Genomic DNA, 16499 nt, shown 5'->3' on the forward strand with positions numbered 1-16499 from the left:
GTTTCAAAATCAAAGATTTTGTGTCGAAACACATATGTTTCGACTAACTATAACCATTATCTTTTAAACATTTTTTCAAGCTTTGTTTTAGTAAGCTCAACCGCAATAGGTCTGCCGTGAGGACAGTATTTTACATTTTCATATTCAAGTACTTTATTTACAAGCTCCTGCTTTTCTTTTTCAGAGGTATAGTATCCTGCTTTGATTGCGGCTTTGCACGCCACAGAATGAAGAATATCGTCTCTGACTTTTAAATCTGCAAGATTTGTCGCACCTCTTACAAGCTTCTGAGCAATTTCGCTTATTGCTGACTCAATATCAGAATATTCCATAAGCTCCGGTACTTCTCTTACTATTACTGTACCAAAGCCAAATTCATCTATATAAAAGCCTAAGCTTTGGAGCTTTTCTTTATTAGACAATAATGCTTCCGATTCTGTTTTCGATAAATTCAAAGTAATGGGCTCTAAAAGAACTTGACTTTCAAAACCGTCTTCACGACTCTTTAGCTGTTCAAAAATTATACGCTCATGCGCCGCATGCTTATCAATTATAAGCGCCTTTTCAGAGTTCTGAGCTATTATATATGTTGAAAATAATTCTCCTGTTACAATATAAGGGTCTGAAAACTCTTTTTCTTTCTGTTCAAGCTCAAGCTGAGTCTGCTTATTTATCTCAATTAAAGGCTCTTCCTTTACAATCGGAGCACTTACAACAGGCTTTTCAAAGCTCTCTTTTTCACGAATTTCTTTTATATCCTCTTTTTTGAGAACATTCCAGGCAATTCCCAAATCATTACCAATTACACCTATCCCGTCAGAGTGTAAAGTGTTTGGCTTTACATACTCTTGAGCATTTATTTCAACTTTAGGAATAACTGTTTGAGCTTTATTTTCCTGAGGAGTGCTTGGAGTTTTAAAAAAGAAATCCTCAATAAAATCATTTTTAGCTTCTTTAGGGCTGTCTATAGTCATTTCAACCCTGCCGCTATCTTTATCAAGTGTACTTTTTACTGCATCACAGATAATATTGAACATCAAAGGCTCGTCAGAAAACTTAACCTGTGCCTTTTGAGGATGAACGTTGACATCTACGTCTTTAGGGTTAATTTTTACATTTAAAACGCAAGCGGGAAATTTTCCTCCCATAACGCTTCCTCTGTAACCATCCTCTAATGCGGCAGAAAAAAGCTTACTTTTTATGCTTCTTGAATTAACAAAAAACAACTGCATATTTCTGTTAGCCTTTGAATAAACAGGCTTTGAAATATATCCCGATACCTCTGTTGAACCGGAAGTAAATTCAACCTCAAGCATAGATGAAGCAAAAAATTTTCCAAAAAGGCTGTAAATTACGCTCATAAGCTTGCCGTCTCCGGCGGTATAGAGAGCTTCTGCTCCATCCTTTATAAACGTAAAGGCAATTTGAGGATTTGAAATAGCTGCATTTTGAACAACTGTTGAAATAAGTGCAGCCTCGGTGCTGTCCTTCTTCAAAAAGGCAAGTCTTGCAGGAGTGTTATAAAAAAGCTCCCTTACAACAACTGTTGTTCCATTTGCACAGCCACACTCTTTTTTATATATCAGCTCATTTCCTTCAACAAGTATATCAGTACCTGTTTGAGAGCTTTCTTCTTTTGTAATAAGCTGAGTTTTAGAAACTGCGCATATACTTGCTAACGCTTCGCCTCTGAAGCCTAAAGTATTTATATTAAATAAATCATCGGCAGTAGAAATTTTGCTTGTAGCGTGTCTTACAAAAGCAGTTTCAGCATCTTCCTTTGACATTCCGCATCCGTTATCTGTTATACGTATGTATTCTTTACCGCCGTTTTTTATTTCGACGGTAATTTTGGTAGCGCCGGAGTCTACAGAATTTTCTATAAGCTCTTTAACCACACAGGAGGGGTTTTCAACGACCTCACCGGCAGCAATAAGCTCCGCTGTTTTTTTATCTAAAACTTTAATTTTCATTGAAATATCCTCCTTTTTTATTTTAAATAATCTCTTTTTTGATTTCGTAAAGCAAATTAAGAGCTTCTATGGGTGATAATACATTTACATCGGTATCTTTAAGCTTTTGAATTATAGTGTCATTTATAGTGCTTTCAAAGGAAATTTGCATATCGTCATCCTCTTCAATATGAACAGCAGTAGATTTTTTCTTTTCGGGAATTTCCTGTTCACTTTCAATGCTTTTTAATATTTCCTTTGCTCTTTCAATAACAGCATTAGGTATTCCTGCAATTTTTGCAACCTCTATACCGTAGCTATCATCTGTTCCGCCTCTGACTATTTTTCTCAAAAAGGTTATATCGTCGCCTTTTTTCTTTACAACTACGTTATAGTTTTTAACCCCTTCAAGCTTTCCTTCCAAATCGGTAAGCTCGTGATAATGAGTAGCAAAAAGAGTTTTAGCGCCTATTTTTTTCTTATCTGCCACATACTCAAGCACAGCTCTTGCTATACTCATTCCGTCAAATGTGCTTGTACCTCTTCCTATCTCGTCAAAAATCAAAAGACTTTTTTTAGTTGCGTTTTTAAGAATATAGGCAACCTCGCTCATTTCTACCATAAAGGTTGACTGACCTGCCGCCAAATCGTCCGAAGCTCCTACTCTTGTAAATATTTTATCTACTATTCCTATTCTTGCATAGCTTGCAGGCACGAAAGAACCTATTTGCGCCATAACAGTTATTATTGCCACCTGACGCATAAAGGTAGATTTACCTGCCATATTAGGTCCTGTAATTATATGTAGATTTTCGTCCTTATTATCCAAATAAATATCATTTGCGACAAACATTGAGCCGCCCAACATTTTTTCGACAACAGGATGCCTGCCATCTTTGATATTTATTATATTTTCACAGTCCATTTCAGGACGTACATAGTTATTTTTTTGAGCTGTTTCCGAGAAAGAACACATAACATCAAGCTTTGCTATACCGTATGCAGCTCTCTGTATTCTTCTTATCTGCGAAGCTATCTTGTTTCTTAAATCAATAAACAGCTCATATTCAAGAGTATAAATACGCTCCTTCGCAGAAAGGATTTTATCCTCAAGTTCTTTGAGCTCCTGAGTTATATATCTTTCGCAATTTGCAAGAGTTTGTTTTCTGATATATTCTTCGGGAACAAGCTCTTTATACGAATTTGTAACCTCTATATAATAGCCAAAAACTCTGTTATAGCTAATTTTGAGATTTTTAATGCCTGTTCTTTCTTTTTCCCTATTTTCTGTTCTTTTTATTACGTCAGAAACATTATTAACTATATCAATAAGTTCGTCTAACTCGCTGTTATATCCCCTTTTAATCATTCCTCCCTCTCTTATTGAGAAAGGAGGTTCTTTGACAATAGCAGAGCCTATAAGCTGTGAAATATCGTCAAGATTATCAATGTCATTGTAAATTTCGTTGATAAGCGCCGTAGTAAAGCCTGATATCATTTTTCTGATATCGGGGAAAAGAGATATAGTTTGATATAAGGACAAAAGGTCCTTTGCATTTGCGCTTCCCAAAGCTATTCTTGACATAAGACGCTCTATATCATAAGTACTGTTAAGGAGCTCTGAAATCTCTTGCCTTGTAATATGATTATCGTTAAGCTCGCTGACTGCATTAAGTCTGTTATTTATAGTAACAATATTTATAAGAGGCTGTTCAATATATTTTTTCATCAAACGGCTTCCCATAGCTGTTTTGGTTCTGTCAAGAACCCATAAAAGAGAGCCTTTTTTCTCTTTATTACGCATAGTTTCGGTAAGTTCAAGATTTCTTCTTGTGGATAAATCAATATCCATTGTCTGCGCTTGTTCGTAAAGCTTAAGCTCGTTTATATGAGATAGCTCTGTTTTTTGTGTATTATTAAGATAATTCAAAAGCACAGCTACAGAATAAATCGCAGGACTCCATTTTTCGAAATCAATATCTTTACATTTATCTTGGAAATGAGAACGAACAATATTTGACGCTTCACTGTCCCCTATTTCCTGAGAAATAGTTTGCATACATTCTAAGCGTTTTGATAGAAAGGCATTTATCTCTTTTATCTTCTGAGTCTGAGAAGTAATAACAACCTCACTGGGCGTAAATTTACCCAGCTCATTTATAATTTTATCGTAACGTTTTTCTGTTATTTGAGTGGCAAAAAGCTCGCCTGTAGATACATCTGCAAAAGTAATTCCTGTCCCGTCAGCTCTTGAAATCAAAGCACATATATAATTATTTTTCTTCTCATCTAAAGCTTCTGTATCAGTGAGAGTACCGGGTGTTACTATCTTAACAACCTCACGTTTAACAAGACCCTTTGCTTGAGAGGGGTCCTCAGTTTGTTCGCATATTGCCACTTTATAGCCTTTATTTACAAGACGGGCAATATATCCGTCGCTACTGTGAAAAGGCACTCCGCACATAGGAGCTCTTTCTTCTTGACCGCAATCTCTGCCTGTCAAAGTCAGCTCCAACTCTTTAGAAGCAAGCTTAGCATCGTCAAAAAACATTTCATAAAAGTCACCTAAGCGATAAAAAAGCACGGTATCTTTATACTGTTCTTTGATTTCTAAATATTGCCTCATCATAGGAGTAAACTCTTTCACAAAAAACACCTCTGTACGTTAATTTTGAAAAATCTTTTAATGACAGCCGCCGCAAGTGCTGCATGAACCGCTGCAGGAGCCGGGCTGTTCACCTGTAATATGATAATTTAAAATTGTGTATACGGAATTTATTAAATCTTCAAATTCTTTAGAAGCTTTTGTAAATTCAGCCATTGTTTCAGACGCCATAATTTCATTGTAAAGCTCTTGCATTTGTGTTTCTATTTGCTTTACTTTTTCATCGTCTCTGTCATCCTTTTGCATTTCGTTGCTTAGTGATATTCTTTTTAAATTAAAATTGCTTATTTTTTCCTGAAGTGCTTCATCTGCTGATTGCTTTTGTTTTAATTCTTCGTATTTTATAAATCTTTCATCAGCTTTTATAAGCTCTCCCAATTCGTTTGCTTTGTCTGTAATAATACTCATTTTCTTTTCTCCTTATTTTAAATAATTTCTCCTATTAATGACCAAGTATTAACCTTGGTAATTTTAACTTCTACATAGCTTCCGATAAGACTTTTATCGGCTTTGAAATTAACCAACTTATTAGCATCTGTTCTTCCGCAAAGAACTGTACTGTCGTTTTTACTTTCGCCTTCACATAATACTCTTACTGTTTTTCCGAAATATTCCTCATTTATTTCCCTGGAAATTTTATTTTGAACCTCAAGAAGCCTGTTAAATCTGTCGTGTTTAACATCATCGGGGATTTGCTCCTCCATTTTATCGGCAGGAGTACCTTTTCTTCTTGAATACAAAAAAGTAAACAAAGTATCATACCTTACTTTTTTTATAAGCTCAAGAGTATCTTGAAAATCCTCTTCTGTTTCACCAGGGAACCCGACAATAATATCACTTGTAAAAACAGGATTTTCTATTTTTTGACGGACATAATCAATTATAGACAAATATCTCTCAGTGTCGTAAACTCTGTTCATAAGCTTTAAAATTCTATCAGAGCCCGATTGAACAGGTAAATGAATATGCTTGGAAACCTTAGAACACTCTGCTACGGCATCAATAAGTTCAAAGGTTAAATCCTTCGGGTGACTTGTCATAAACCTGATTTTAAAATCCCCATCTATTTCATTTATCATTCTCAAAAGCTTTGCAAATGTAATCTCTGTATCAAGGCCTTTTCCGTAAGAGTTAACATTTTGTCCTAAGAGAGTTATATCCTTGCAACCGTCTTTAACAAGAAACGTTATTTCTTTTATAATCTCCTCGGGGTTTCGGCTTCTCTCTCTTCCCCTGGTATACGGAACTATGCAATAGCTGCAAAAATTATTACAGCCGTACATGACTGTTACATATGCTTTAATTTTACTTTCGCGAAGCACGGGAACTTCCTCAGCAATTTTATTTTGAACACTTGTAAGGTCAAAAACTCTCTGATTTTCGGAAATAACCTTATATAAAATCTGGGGAAGATTTGTCATAGTATGAGTGCCGAAGACAAAATCTATATGCTTACATTTTTTCAAAATATATTCTCTTACGTGCTCTTGCTCAGGCATACATCCGCATATACCTATAAGCATATCAGGATTTCTTCTCTTTTGAAGCTTTAAAGCTCCTATATTTCCCAATACCTTTTGCTCTGCACTATCCCTTATAGCACAGGTGTTAAAAATAACAAGGTCAGCCTCAGAAGCCTTAAAGACAATCTCATATCCTATTTTTATCAATATACCTTTAAGCTTCTCGCTATCACTTACGTTTTGCTGACAACCGTATGTTTCCACATAAGCTTTTTTATTGACACAATATTGTCCTAATTTCATTATAAATTCTTGCTGCTCTTGTATAAAATTAAAGCTAAAATCAGACATTGTTTTTATCCAATCCTCTACAAAAAATACAATTACCCATATTATTCAATATTATACCACTTTTAAACGACTTTGTAAAGTTAAAAAAACAGTTGCAAAATATTTCTTATATGGTATAATGTTAATATATTGAATAGATGTTTTTATGTGGCGCCGATATTATATATGGGGTGTAAATATGAAATTTATTTATATAGAAAAAAGCTTTTCTGTTTCAGATAGTGAAAAGCAAAAAATTGAAAACAAATTACTTAAGTTTGAAAAGTTTTTCGAAAACGAATGTGTTACAACGGTTAAATCAATTAAAAATAAATATGATTTTTATGTAACGGAAATCAACATTTTTTGCAACGGAATTGATTTTCGTACAGAGCAGACAGATAAAACTTTATTATCCTCTGTTGACCTTTGTATAGATACTCTTTTCAGACAAATAATAAAAAGCAAAAAGAAGCTTGAAAGAAAATTCAAAAGCAATTTAAATATCTCAGCTGATGAATTTCCCGATGTTCCCTACGAAGAGGATACTTTTGAAATAATTAAAACCAAAAATTTTGATATAAAGCCTATGGATCCCGAAGAAGCTATTTTGCAAATGAATATGATAGGTCATCATTTTTTTGTTTTTTTAAATTCCGAAAACTCTCTTGTAAACGTGGTTTATAAAAGAAAAGACGGAAAATACGGACTTATAAGTCCAAAAATGTAAGGAGAATTTAAAATGAGTGAAGAATTCGGAAATGATATAATCTTTTTCAGCGATGACGACGGTAATGAATATCAAATGGAAGTCGTTGATATGTTAGAGCTTGACGATGCAGTTTATGCAGCGCTTATGCCCGTTGAAGAACCGGAAAGCGAAGAAGACGGAAACTTTGTTGTGCTTCGTGTTGTTGAAGAAGAAAACGGAGACCAATATTTTGAAAGCGTTGACGACGAGGAAACCTTAGATATTATCGCGCAGGAATTTATCCGTCGCAGTGAGGAATACTATAACGAAGAAGATGAACTAAATTAAACCTTTTCCCTGCTATGTACGTGATTTGTAACGCAATTCAAAACCATTGACGAATTAAAGGGACTTCGACTTCTGCAAAGGGTTTGCAGACCTCCCGGCCTATCATTTTGGATAGGTTGGACGAAGGGAGCGCGAGTTTGTGGAGAGATAACCCACCTGTGAGAGCAGGTTTCGGATTTGTTACTTACACGGCTGTGTGGGGATTTTTTATTTTAAAATTTTAAAAAAAACAGGAGCAAATAAATTATGAAACTTGGTATTGTCGGTTTACCTAATGTAGGTAAAAGTACATTATTTAATGCAATAACTAATGCAGGAGCAGAAAGTGCTAACTACCCTTTTTGTACCATTGAGCCAAACGTTGGCATAGTTGCTGTTCCCGATAAAAGATTAGACGTTCTTACAGAGATGTATAATCCCGCTAAAACAACTCACGCAATTATTGAATTTGTTGATATTGCAGGTCTTGTTAAAGGTGCTTCCCGAGGCGAAGGCTTAGGAAATAAATTTCTCTCTCACATAAGAGAGGTTGATGCTATTGTTCACGTTGTAAGATGCTTTGATGACTCTAATATAGTTCACGTTGACGGAAGCATTTCTCCTATACGTGATATGGACACTATAAATTTAGAGCTTATTTTTGCCGATATCGAAATGATTGAACGCCGTATTGACAGAGTTACAAAAGCATTAAAGGGTGATAAGAAATATCAAGCTGAGCTTGATTTACTTGTACGTGTCAAGAAAGCTCTTGAACAGGAACTGCCTGCAAGAAGTGTTGAGACAACTCCCGAAGAGGCTGCTCTTCTTGCTCAGGTATCTCTTTTGACAAACAAGCCTGTAATATATGCAGCAAATATGAGCGAGGACGATTTCGTTAACGGTATAGACAGCAACCCTTATTTCAAAGAGGTATGTAAACGTGCCGAAATCGAAAACGCTGAAGTTCTTCCCATATGCGCTAAAATCGAAGAAGAGCTTTCGGGCATGGATGACGAAGAGAAGCAGATGTTTCTTGAAGAGCTTGGAATTGAGCAATCGGGACTTGACCGTCTTGTGCAAAAAAGCTATTCATTACTCGGACTTATCAGTTATCTTACAGCAGGTGCTCCCGAGGTCAGAGCCTGGACAATTACCAAAGGAACAAAAGCTCCTCAGGCTGCAGGAAAAATACACTCCGATTTTGAAAGAGGCTTTATCAGAGCTGAGGTTATTTCTTATGACGACCTTATCGCTTGCGGTTCAATGACTGCTGCAAAAGAAAAAGGCCTTGTACGCTCAGAAGGAAAAGAATACGTTTTCAAAGACGGAGATATTGTTCTTTTCAGATTTAACGTTTAATTTTACATACAAAAAAGCATTTGTGTTACCTATCGGTTTCACAAATGCTTTTTTTTGCGCTATTTTCTTCTTCTGATAATTGAATGAGGTAATATAGGCTTAGGAGTCTGAACGTGAAGCTCCATTTCAGGATGAAGCGCTTCTTCAAGGATATTGCCATATTTATCTGTCATTTTTTCAAGAATAAACTTAGTTACCTCTCCGCCGGGTTCAAGAATTTCAAGCTCCTCCCCTACTTTAAAACGATTTCTGTGATAACAAAGAACCGTATTATTTTCGGGCTCATATTTTTCTACTAATGCAATTAAATCACATTCTCTTATATAGCTTGAGCTTGCATAGACTTGATTTTGAATACTGTTTCCAAAATAAAAGCCTTTGCAGTATTCTCGGTGGCTGACAGAGCAAACCTCTTCAATAAGCTGAGGATTAAAGGGCTTTCCTGAAAGATAATCATCTATTGCACGTCTGTATGCAGCAGTAATTGTAGCAACATAAAATTCACTTTTTACTCTGCCTTCAATTTTAAATGAAGTAATTCCGCACTCCGCAAGTTTATCTATATGCTCAATCATACATAAATCTTTAGAATTGAGAATAAATGTACCGTTTTCATCTTCGAAAACAGGCATATATTCATTGGGGCGCTTTTCTTCCATAAGAGTATATTTAAAACGGCAAGGCTGAGTGCAATTCCCTCTGTTGGCACTGCGCGCTGTCATATAATCGCTAAGTAAACATCTGCCCGAAAAGGAAACGCACATAGCACCGTGGACAAAAGCCTCAAGCTCAAGGTTTTTATCAGTTTTTGCTCTTATTTCCGCTATCTCTTCAAAGCTTAATTCTCTTGCTAAAACAACACGCTTAGCACCCATTTTATAAAAGGCGTTACAGCTTTCATAATTTAACAAATTTGCCTGTGTTGAAACGTGAATTTCGAGCTTAGGAGCTAATTCTCTGACAGCAGAAAAAAGCCCGAAATCTGTTACTATAACAGCATCTGCTTTTGTCTGCTCTAATTGCTTCAAAAAGTTAGGAAAACGTTTCAAATCATCATTTCTTGCCACAATATTAGTTGTTATATATACTTTTTTATTATGATTATGAGCATATTCTATTCCATATTTCAGCTGTTCAAAATCAGCATTTTCGGAAGCAGTACGCAGTCCAAACATTGTTCCGCCTATATATACAGCATCTGCTCCAAACTGCACTGCAGTTTCAAGCTTATTTATACTGCCCGCAGGCGATAAAAGCTCAATGCTCATTTTAACACCTCTCAATTATTTTTTATAAGATACAGAAAGTCCGTCTCCCAAAGGAAGAATGCTCGTTTTCAACTCAGGATTTTCGGAAATTTCTTTTAAAAACTGCTTTAATCTGTTAACTATTGTTCTGTCACGGCGAACAGCACGTTTTTCATCGGCAATTACTCCGTCAAAAAGAACGTTATCAGCTATAAAAAGTCCGCCCTTGTTAAGAAGCCTTAAGCAATCGGGTAAAAATACAGGATACTGTCCTTTAGCGGCATCAAGAAATACAATATCAAAGCCTGTATCAAGCTCTTTTAAAATATCTGCCGCCTGACCTTCCATTAAAGTTATTCTTTTTTCCTCAAAAGCTTCAAAATTCTTTTTTGCACGCTCTATCATATATGGATATCTGTCAATAGTTATAAGCTTTTCAAGCTGAGGAGATGCATTAACCATAAGCAGTGCCGAAAAGCCTACGCAAGTGCCGATTTCCAATATTTTTGTCGGTTTCTTCAGCATACATAAAAGCTCTAAAAATTCTGCAGTTTCAGGACGTACAATAGGAAGCTGAGCTTCACGGCATTCCTGCTCAAGCTTTGCTAATTTTTCATCTCTCTGAGGAATAAGGCCTCTCAGATATGTTGTTATACATTCATAATTTATAAGACTTTCGTATTCCAAAATATTACCCTTTGCCTTTCTTAAGAATAATACTCTTTAACTGCCGTAAATATTTTTTCTGAAAAATATGCGGAATTATCAACGGCAAATTGATAATCTTTTACGTTTGTTATATAAGCACATTCCACAAGTATTCTCATACCTTCGTGAGAACGAAGACTGTAGAGAGCCTTATATTTACTTCTCCAACCTGCTGAATGTGTTCTTCCTATAGCAGTCAACACCTTTTCCGCTATACCCTGGCTGAAAGGATAATAGTAATATACCTCCGGACCGTATACAGCAGAGCTTGTGCTTGCGTTGTGATGGATACTTATTAAAAGAGTAGGCTGTTGTTTCTCGATTATATCAAAAATTTTATCTTTATTATATTCGTTATTTGTAGTTCTCGAGGTGTAAACAGTTGCACCTGCTTGTTTAAATTTATTTACAAGCTCCTGTGCAACTCTTAGATTAAGAGTTTGCTCCCATACTCCTCCTACACCCTTTGCACCGGGGTCTTTACCTCCATGTCCTGCATCAACAAGAACAGTAAAGCCTTCGCTGAATTTACCTGTACTTTCATTATAAACCGTAGGATTGATAAGGCGTATACAAAGCCTTCCCTGTTCGTCATATTTAGAGGTAAAGCCGTAAAATCTTCCTGCATTTTTCAAATTAAGAGTAAGTCTGCAGGAATTTGAAGAAACATTCGACATAGAAACATTTGAAAGAACAGGATTTTGCGAAACGTTTATACCCCCGTCAAAATTTACGTTATGAAGCAAAAACGAAATAGTTGAAGGATTAAAATTACACGTAAAGTCAAAATATCCCGCTTTTTTATTAAAAGCTTTATAGCTTACATTAAAATCAATCTCAAAAGGCGGTCTTGCCGGTGTATTCATTATAATATCGGTATATTTACCGTTATCCACTACCGAAACAGAAGAGATTTCTCCGTAAAGCTTTTCAGAAGATACGTAAGTTTTACTATCTTTTTTATAAACACGTTTTCCGCTTTTCATCTTCCAATAGCTTAAATCTTCGCCGTCATCAAAGTAAGTAATCTCACCTATAACGTAGTCTTTTGTGCCTTTGGGAAGATAAATATTTATAGGAAGCGCTTTATCAATAACAGATTGCGCCATATCATTGTCAAAGGTTTCCGCTCTTTCAGCCGTTGTTTCAACAATCATATTCTGACCTTCGGTATTGTTAAATATGCTCTCTACAAAGATTTTTCCGCTTACAAGACTTTCGGTAAATCCATTATAAGAAGCAGTTACACGGCAACTTCCTAAGTTTTTTGTTTTTTCACTGTTGTTTTGCTCAACAGCAAAAACAGCTTCAAAAAGTGCGAAGTCATTATCTGCATTTTCCGAATCGTCATCTTCAGCCACATTTTTTTGAGTAAAGGCAATAGTTTTTCCGTTTAAAACACCGCTTACCTTCGCACCGCTTCTTGCATACACACTCATAGCAACGGTTGCACCGGAGGAAACCGTTATATTATTAACTAAAGATAAATCCTTTATAATTCTCAAATAATAAGTTACGTTCAGAGTTACAGTTTTATCCTTATGCGAAAACTCAATAACGTTCTTTCCTTTATTAAGCTTATAATCAACAGAAAACAATCCCTTTTCCGAAGGTTCAATTTTTTCACCATTCATATATAAAGGGAAATTATTATCGCAGCTACCCGAAATAACAATATTTTCTCTTTCTACTGTTATATTGTTTTTAGGTGTTGAAATTTCAAGCTCTATTCCCTTTGTTTCATCATCAATCTGACCTTCAAATTCTAATTTCAGAGCAAGAAGATAATTTTCATTATGTGCTAAAACTTTACTGTCATAAAATACAGTTCCAAAACATTTTTCCAAAGAAAGCGAGCTTTTGTATTCTTCCGCAACATCATAAACCTCGCCCTTAATTTCTTGCTTTAAAACAAAATCAATATCGTCATCAAGAGTTTGAGCATCCTCTTTATTACAAAAAACAGAGTTAAACAACTTTTTTTGCAATAAAGCATCATAATCCGCATAAACAGTAGCTTCGTAATCAAGCATTACAGGTATTCCCGGAGAGACATTCAAAATAGAGCTTATTGCATTTACAGTCGCATTTTCAAGTGCTTTTTTTACATATTCATCAGCACTTGTTTCAGTTAATAGGCACTCCTTTTCACACTCAGGAATTTGAGGAAAATCAAGCTCTGATAAAATATAGCCTTGCGCTTTTATGTCACTGCTCATTCTTGAAAAAATATCCGACATAATCAAAATATTTGAGTATTTGCAAATATTCAAATATCTTTTTTCATTAATAGCTAAATCATTTTTATTGATATAGTTAAGATTTTCAAAGCCAAAGCTTCCATCGGAAACAAGAAAAGCATCAACCTTTAAAAATACATTTATTCCCAAATCATTCGCTTGAGATATAATATCGTTTATAAGCTTTGCATTCTCAGGGATTATTTTTGCTTGACCCGGCTTTGAATAATACATATCCGAAAAATACAGCTCGTAAGGATTAAAATCCGCAACAATACAATTAAAGCCGTTATCCTTTGCAACACTCAATGCGTTTGAAATTGAATTATATGTATTTATAGCATTTACTTTTACGTCATTATTTGCAAACACAGCACGCAACGATGTAACAGAAGAAGAGCTGCCCTGAGGCAGCTCTGAATAATAAAAATCAAGAGCAGTTTTATATTCAAAATTTTCCGATTCCTCGTTACGTATACTGAATTGGCACGAACTTAAAACCATAATAAGTGCAAGTACAAATAAATATACTCTTTTGTACCCGCTTTTACCGTAAAGCTGCATAAATAAGTTTTTCTCCTAATCAATACATTCCTTTGTCAACCATAGCTTTTATAGCGGAAACTACTTGTTCCTTATCCTCTTTATATGTAACTCCATACCATTTGTCATCTGTCTTTAAAACCTTTACATCTGCTTTTCCTTCGCTTATAAGTTCATCTACAACAAAAGGAAGGAAGTATTCGCTTTTAAGCTCATTTCCGCTTTTTTTAAGGAACTCAACAAATCTTATTTTCAATTCATCTAAGAAAGCGTTTGTAAATCCCCAACAATTCATAGACACAAGAGCGTTTTCATCTAAGTCAACCCAATTAACGTCATCTTCGGTATATTGAATAATTCCGTTATTGCGTTGAATTTTAGTACGCTCATTAATATCAGTAAGAATATCGTTTTCGTCAGCAACACAAACACCTCTTGCAACGTGTCCGTTCTCGGTGATTGTGTTTTTCAAAACAAAGCCCGCCATACAAAAATGCTGCTTTTCGCCGTCCTGAGCTTGTGATGTAAGAAAATCATAAATAATAGAAAATGCTTTGGGACCGTAATAATCATCTGCATTTATTACTGCAAAAGGACCTTCGATTTTATCAGCCGCCGCAAGAACTGCGTGCCCTGTTCCCCAAGGCTTTACACGTCCCTCAGGAACACAAAAGCCCTCAGGTAGATTTGTAAGCTCCTGATAAGCATATTCTATTTTCATATGCTTTTCAAGCCTATCCCCTACAGCCTCTTTAAAAAGCTGTTCATTTTCTTTTTTTATCACTATTACAGCCTTTTCAAAGCCTGCTTTTTTAGCATCCATTATAGAAAAATCCATAATGATTTCTCCGTTTGCGCCTATAGGATCAATTTGCTTAAGGCCTCCGTAACGGCTTCCCATACCGGCAGCCATAATAACTAATGTAGGTTTATTCATTTTAAAAGCTCCGTTTCAAATAAATTTTCAATTTCTTGTTTTATCTCTTTCATAGTTTCAATATATGTATCAAGAGAAAAACCGTAAGGATCGGAAATTCCATTTCCCAAAACTATGATTTTATCCTCATACTCAGGAAAATATCCTTTTACAGCGTTCATATGAGCCTTGGAAATACAAGCTACAAGGTCAGCTTCCTGTAAAAGTTCATTGCTTATCGGCTTTGAAATATGTCCGCTCAAATCACAGCCTTCTTCTTTAACTGCCTCGATGGCATTCTCCGTTGCAGGACTTCCTCCGAAAGTCGCTATTCCGCAGCTATCAGCTGACCAATTTAATTTATTCTTTTTTGCAAGCTTATCAAAGAGTACCTTTGCCATAGGACTTCGGCAAGTATTCCCGGTACATACAAAAAGAATTTTTTTCAATCCCTTCACTTTCCTTTAACAACTCTTTTACGCTCTAAATATTTTAACATTTATATAATATAAAATCAAGTATTTACATCAAATATTTCAACTGCCAAATTTTAAAAATTAAAAGCCTTGCAAAAAGAGTCAAAACAATATATAATTACTTATATATATGTGCCCGTAGCTCAGTTGGATAGAGCGTTGGACTCCGACTCCAAAGGCAGTGCGTTCGAATCGCATCGGGCATACCAACAAAAACCCTGATTTGTCTGGTAGACAAATCAGGGTTTTTGAACTAAGTGTGCCTTACGGCACGATAAGCACACCTTCGGTGCACGAAGTGATGCTGCGCATTGTGAAGTGTCTGCGGACGTGAGTGGCACACTTTACTTCACTTCATGCGTAAGCGCGATGCTTCACAGCGGCATTGTCGCTGCTTCACTTGGGCGAAGCCCAAACTTCATTTTTTTAATTTTTTTAAAAAAAGTGTTGACAAACAAAAATTTATATGCTATGATGTAATCACTTAATGATAATGATTATCGTTAAGGGAATAAAAACCAATAAATTGGAGGCATTAAAAAAATAATACGAAAGGAAGATATTTGCATTTTATCCGCTGTATCAAAAAGCGACTATGACAAATCAACGGTACTCACCAAAGCGAGAAGAAATCATCAACAATCTTAAATCAAGATGCGACCACCCTACTGCACAGGAAGTTTTCGCCGAAGTAAAAAACAAGTTTCCAAATATCAGTCTTGCAACTGTTTACCGTAATCTCGGAGAGCTTGCTCAAAGCGGAAACATAACTATCGTAAATGCAGGCGGCGAAGTTCATTTTGACGGTGACTCTACCCCGCACTATCATCTTGTTTGTATTTCATGCGGAAAAATTGAAGATGTTTTCGATTCTACTGCTGCCAAATTTTTAACCGAGGTTACACAAACAAAAGGCTGTACACCTCAATCTGCAGAGCTTATTGTTCGGTATCTCTGTAACTGCTGTAAAAATCAATAAATAAAATTTATATTTAAAAGGAGAAAAAACTATGAAAAAATTTGTATGTACTATCTGCGGTTATACTCACGAAGGAGATTCTGCTCCCGAGGCTTGTCCTCTTTGCAAAGCTCCTGCTGAAAAATTCAAGGAAGCTTCCGACGAAAAGACATGGGCTGCTGAGCACATCATCGGTATTGCTAAGGGTGTAGACCCCAGAATTATTGAAGGTTTAAAAGCTAATTTCGAAGGCGAATGCTGTGAAGTTGGTATGTATCTTGCTATGGCAAGAGCTGCTCACCGTGAAGGATATCCCGAAATCGGACTTTATTGGGAAAAAGCAGCTTACGAAGAGGCTGAGCACGCTGCAAAATTTGCAGAGCTTTTAGGCGAAGTTGTTTCCCCTTCTACAAAAGAAAATCTTGCTGTACGTGTTGATGCTGAAAACGGCGCAACAATGGGCAAATTCGAGCTTGCTAAGCTCGCAAAAGAATTAGGTCTTGATGCAATTCATGACACTGTTCACGAAATGGCTCGTGATGAGGCTCGTCACGGCAAAGCATTTGAGGGACTCCTCAACCGCTACTTCAAATAATATCTGCTTGAAAAATCACATAAGAT

The 16499-nt window shown here is 35.9% G+C and carries 14 protein-coding genes, 1 tRNA gene and 1 other RNA gene; 7 read left to right on the top strand and 9 right to left on the bottom strand.

Going from position 1 to position 16499, the window contains the following annotated elements:
- Window positions 1-56 precede the first annotated feature (56 nt).
- The 4 genes from mutL to miaB are packed head-to-tail and all read right to left on the bottom strand — an operon-like array spanning window position 57 to window position 6431.
- Entirely contained in the window at window positions 57-1973 is a 1917-nt protein-coding gene (mutL, locus tag E7480_05045; GenBank protein MBE6903956.1) for a DNA mismatch repair endonuclease MutL, read from the bottom strand.
- Between the two features lie 22 nt (window positions 1974-1995).
- Window positions 1996-4599 carry a DNA mismatch repair protein MutS gene (gene mutS / locus E7480_05050; GenBank protein MBE6903957.1) on the bottom strand — a complete coding sequence of 868 codons (2604 nt, stop codon included), beginning with the start codon at window positions 4597-4599 and terminating at the stop codon, window positions 1996-1998.
- A 36-nt stretch (window positions 4600-4635) separates the two neighbouring features.
- Window positions 4636-5025: a YlbF family regulator gene (locus tag E7480_05055; protein ID MBE6903958.1), complete on the bottom strand. Its 390-nt coding sequence runs from the start codon at window positions 5023-5025 to the stop codon at window positions 4636-4638.
- Window positions 5026-5042: 17 nt separating this feature from the next.
- On the bottom strand, window positions 5043-6431 hold the full coding sequence (gene miaB, locus E7480_05060; GenBank protein ID MBE6903959.1) for a tRNA (N6-isopentenyl adenosine(37)-C2)-methylthiotransferase MiaB: 1389 nt from the start codon (window positions 6429-6431) through the stop codon (window positions 5043-5045).
- Window positions 6432-6576: 145 nt separating this feature from the next.
- Here miaB and E7480_05065 point away from each other — a divergent pair, with 145 nt between their 5' ends.
- From E7480_05065 to ychF, 4 genes are all read left to right on the top strand, one after another.
- A complete protein-coding gene (locus tag E7480_05065) occupies window positions 6577-7140 on the top strand; it encodes an HPF/RaiA family ribosome-associated protein (GenBank protein MBE6903960.1) in 564 nt (187 codons plus the stop codon).
- Window positions 7141-7152: 12 nt separating this feature from the next.
- A complete protein-coding gene (locus E7480_05070) occupies window positions 7153-7449 on the top strand; it encodes a DUF1292 domain-containing protein (GenBank protein ID MBE6903961.1) in 297 nt (98 codons plus the stop codon).
- Between the two features lie 3 nt (window positions 7450-7452).
- Window positions 7453-7656, top strand: a non-coding RNA gene (ssrS, locus tag E7480_05075) — 6S RNA.
- 39 nt (window positions 7657-7695) lie between these two features.
- Window positions 7696-8790, top strand: a complete 1095-nt coding sequence (ychF, locus tag E7480_05080) for a redox-regulated ATPase YchF (protein MBE6903962.1) — start codon at window positions 7696-7698, stop codon at window positions 8788-8790.
- Between the two features lie 59 nt (window positions 8791-8849).
- Here the strand turns inward: ychF and E7480_05085 are convergent, their stop codons facing one another.
- From E7480_05085 to E7480_05105, 5 genes are read right to left on the bottom strand one after another with little or no spacing between them, the layout of a single operon-like run.
- Entirely contained in the window at window positions 8850-10058 is a 1209-nt protein-coding gene (locus tag E7480_05085; GenBank protein MBE6903963.1) for a U32 family peptidase, read from the bottom strand.
- 15 nt (window positions 10059-10073) lie between these two features.
- Window positions 10074-10706 carry an O-methyltransferase gene (locus tag E7480_05090; GenBank protein ID MBE6903964.1) on the bottom strand — a complete coding sequence of 211 codons (633 nt, stop codon included), beginning with the start codon at window positions 10704-10706 and terminating at the stop codon, window positions 10074-10076.
- Between the two features lie 38 nt (window positions 10707-10744).
- Window positions 10745-13549: an N-acetylmuramoyl-L-alanine amidase gene (locus tag E7480_05095; GenBank protein ID MBE6903965.1), complete on the bottom strand. Its 2805-nt coding sequence runs from the start codon at window positions 13547-13549 to the stop codon at window positions 10745-10747.
- Between the two features lie 19 nt (window positions 13550-13568).
- Window positions 13569-14465, bottom strand: coding sequence for a nucleotidyltransferase (locus tag E7480_05100; GenBank protein MBE6903966.1), 897 nt, complete (start codon window positions 14463-14465; stop codon window positions 13569-13571).
- Entirely contained in the window at window positions 14462-14845 is a 384-nt protein-coding gene (locus E7480_05105) for a hypothetical protein (protein MBE6903967.1), read from the bottom strand. Before E7480_05105 ends, E7480_05100 begins: the two co-directional genes overlap by 4 nt.
- 207 nt (window positions 14846-15052) lie before the next feature.
- Here E7480_05105 and E7480_05110 point away from each other — a divergent pair.
- From E7480_05110 to E7480_05120, 3 genes are all read left to right on the top strand, one after another.
- Window positions 15053-15129: transfer RNA gene (locus E7480_05110), tRNA-Arg, on the top strand.
- Window positions 15130-15515: 386 nt separating this feature from the next.
- Window positions 15516-15899: a transcriptional repressor gene (locus tag E7480_05115; GenBank protein ID MBE6903968.1), complete on the top strand. Its 384-nt coding sequence runs from the start codon at window positions 15516-15518 to the stop codon at window positions 15897-15899.
- Window positions 15900-15930: 31 nt separating this feature from the next.
- Window positions 15931-16473, top strand: coding sequence for an NADH peroxidase (locus E7480_05120; protein MBE6903969.1), 543 nt, complete (start codon window positions 15931-15933; stop codon window positions 16471-16473).
- Window positions 16474-16499: the final 26 nt, after the last annotated feature.

The sequence above is a fragment of the Oscillospiraceae bacterium genome, assembly GCA_015067255.1.
In the GTDB taxonomy this organism is placed as follows: domain Bacteria; phylum Bacillota; class Clostridia; order Oscillospirales; family SIG519; genus SIG519.

What these genes read in the sequence shown, in the direction of transcription:
- mutL (MBE6903956.1), bottom strand. Translation starts at nt 1,973, where the DNA reads ATGAAAATTAAAGTTTTAGATAAAAAAACAGCGGAGCTTATTGCTGCC.
- E7480_05055 (MBE6903958.1), bottom strand. Translation starts at nt 5,025, where the DNA reads ATGAGTATTATTACAGACAAAGCAAACGAATTGGGAGAGCTTATAAAA.
- miaB (MBE6903959.1), bottom strand. Translation starts at nt 6,431, where the DNA reads ATGTCTGATTTTAGCTTTAATTTTATACAAGAGCAGCAAGAATTTATA.
- E7480_05065 (MBE6903960.1), top strand. Translation starts at nt 6,577, where the DNA reads ATGTGGCGCCGATATTATATATGGGGTGTAAATATGAAATTTATTTAT.
- E7480_05070 (MBE6903961.1), top strand. Translation starts at nt 7,153, where the DNA reads ATGAGTGAAGAATTCGGAAATGATATAATCTTTTTCAGCGATGACGAC.
- ychF (MBE6903962.1), top strand. Translation starts at nt 7,696, where the DNA reads ATGAAACTTGGTATTGTCGGTTTACCTAATGTAGGTAAAAGTACATTA.
- E7480_05085 (MBE6903963.1), bottom strand. Translation starts at nt 10,058, where the DNA reads ATGAGCATTGAGCTTTTATCGCCTGCGGGCAGTATAAATAAGCTTGAA.
- E7480_05095 (MBE6903965.1), bottom strand. Translation starts at nt 13,549, where the DNA reads ATGCAGCTTTACGGTAAAAGCGGGTACAAAAGAGTATATTTATTTGTA.
- E7480_05100 (MBE6903966.1), bottom strand. Translation starts at nt 14,465, where the DNA reads ATGAATAAACCTACATTAGTTATTATGGCTGCCGGTATGGGAAGCCGT.
- E7480_05105 (MBE6903967.1), bottom strand. Translation starts at nt 14,845, where the DNA reads ATGGCAAAGGTACTCTTTGATAAGCTTGCAAAAAAGAATAAATTAAAT.
- E7480_05115 (MBE6903968.1), top strand. Translation starts at nt 15,516, where the DNA reads ATGACAAATCAACGGTACTCACCAAAGCGAGAAGAAATCATCAACAAT.
- E7480_05120 (MBE6903969.1), top strand. Translation starts at nt 15,931, where the DNA reads ATGAAAAAATTTGTATGTACTATCTGCGGTTATACTCACGAAGGAGAT.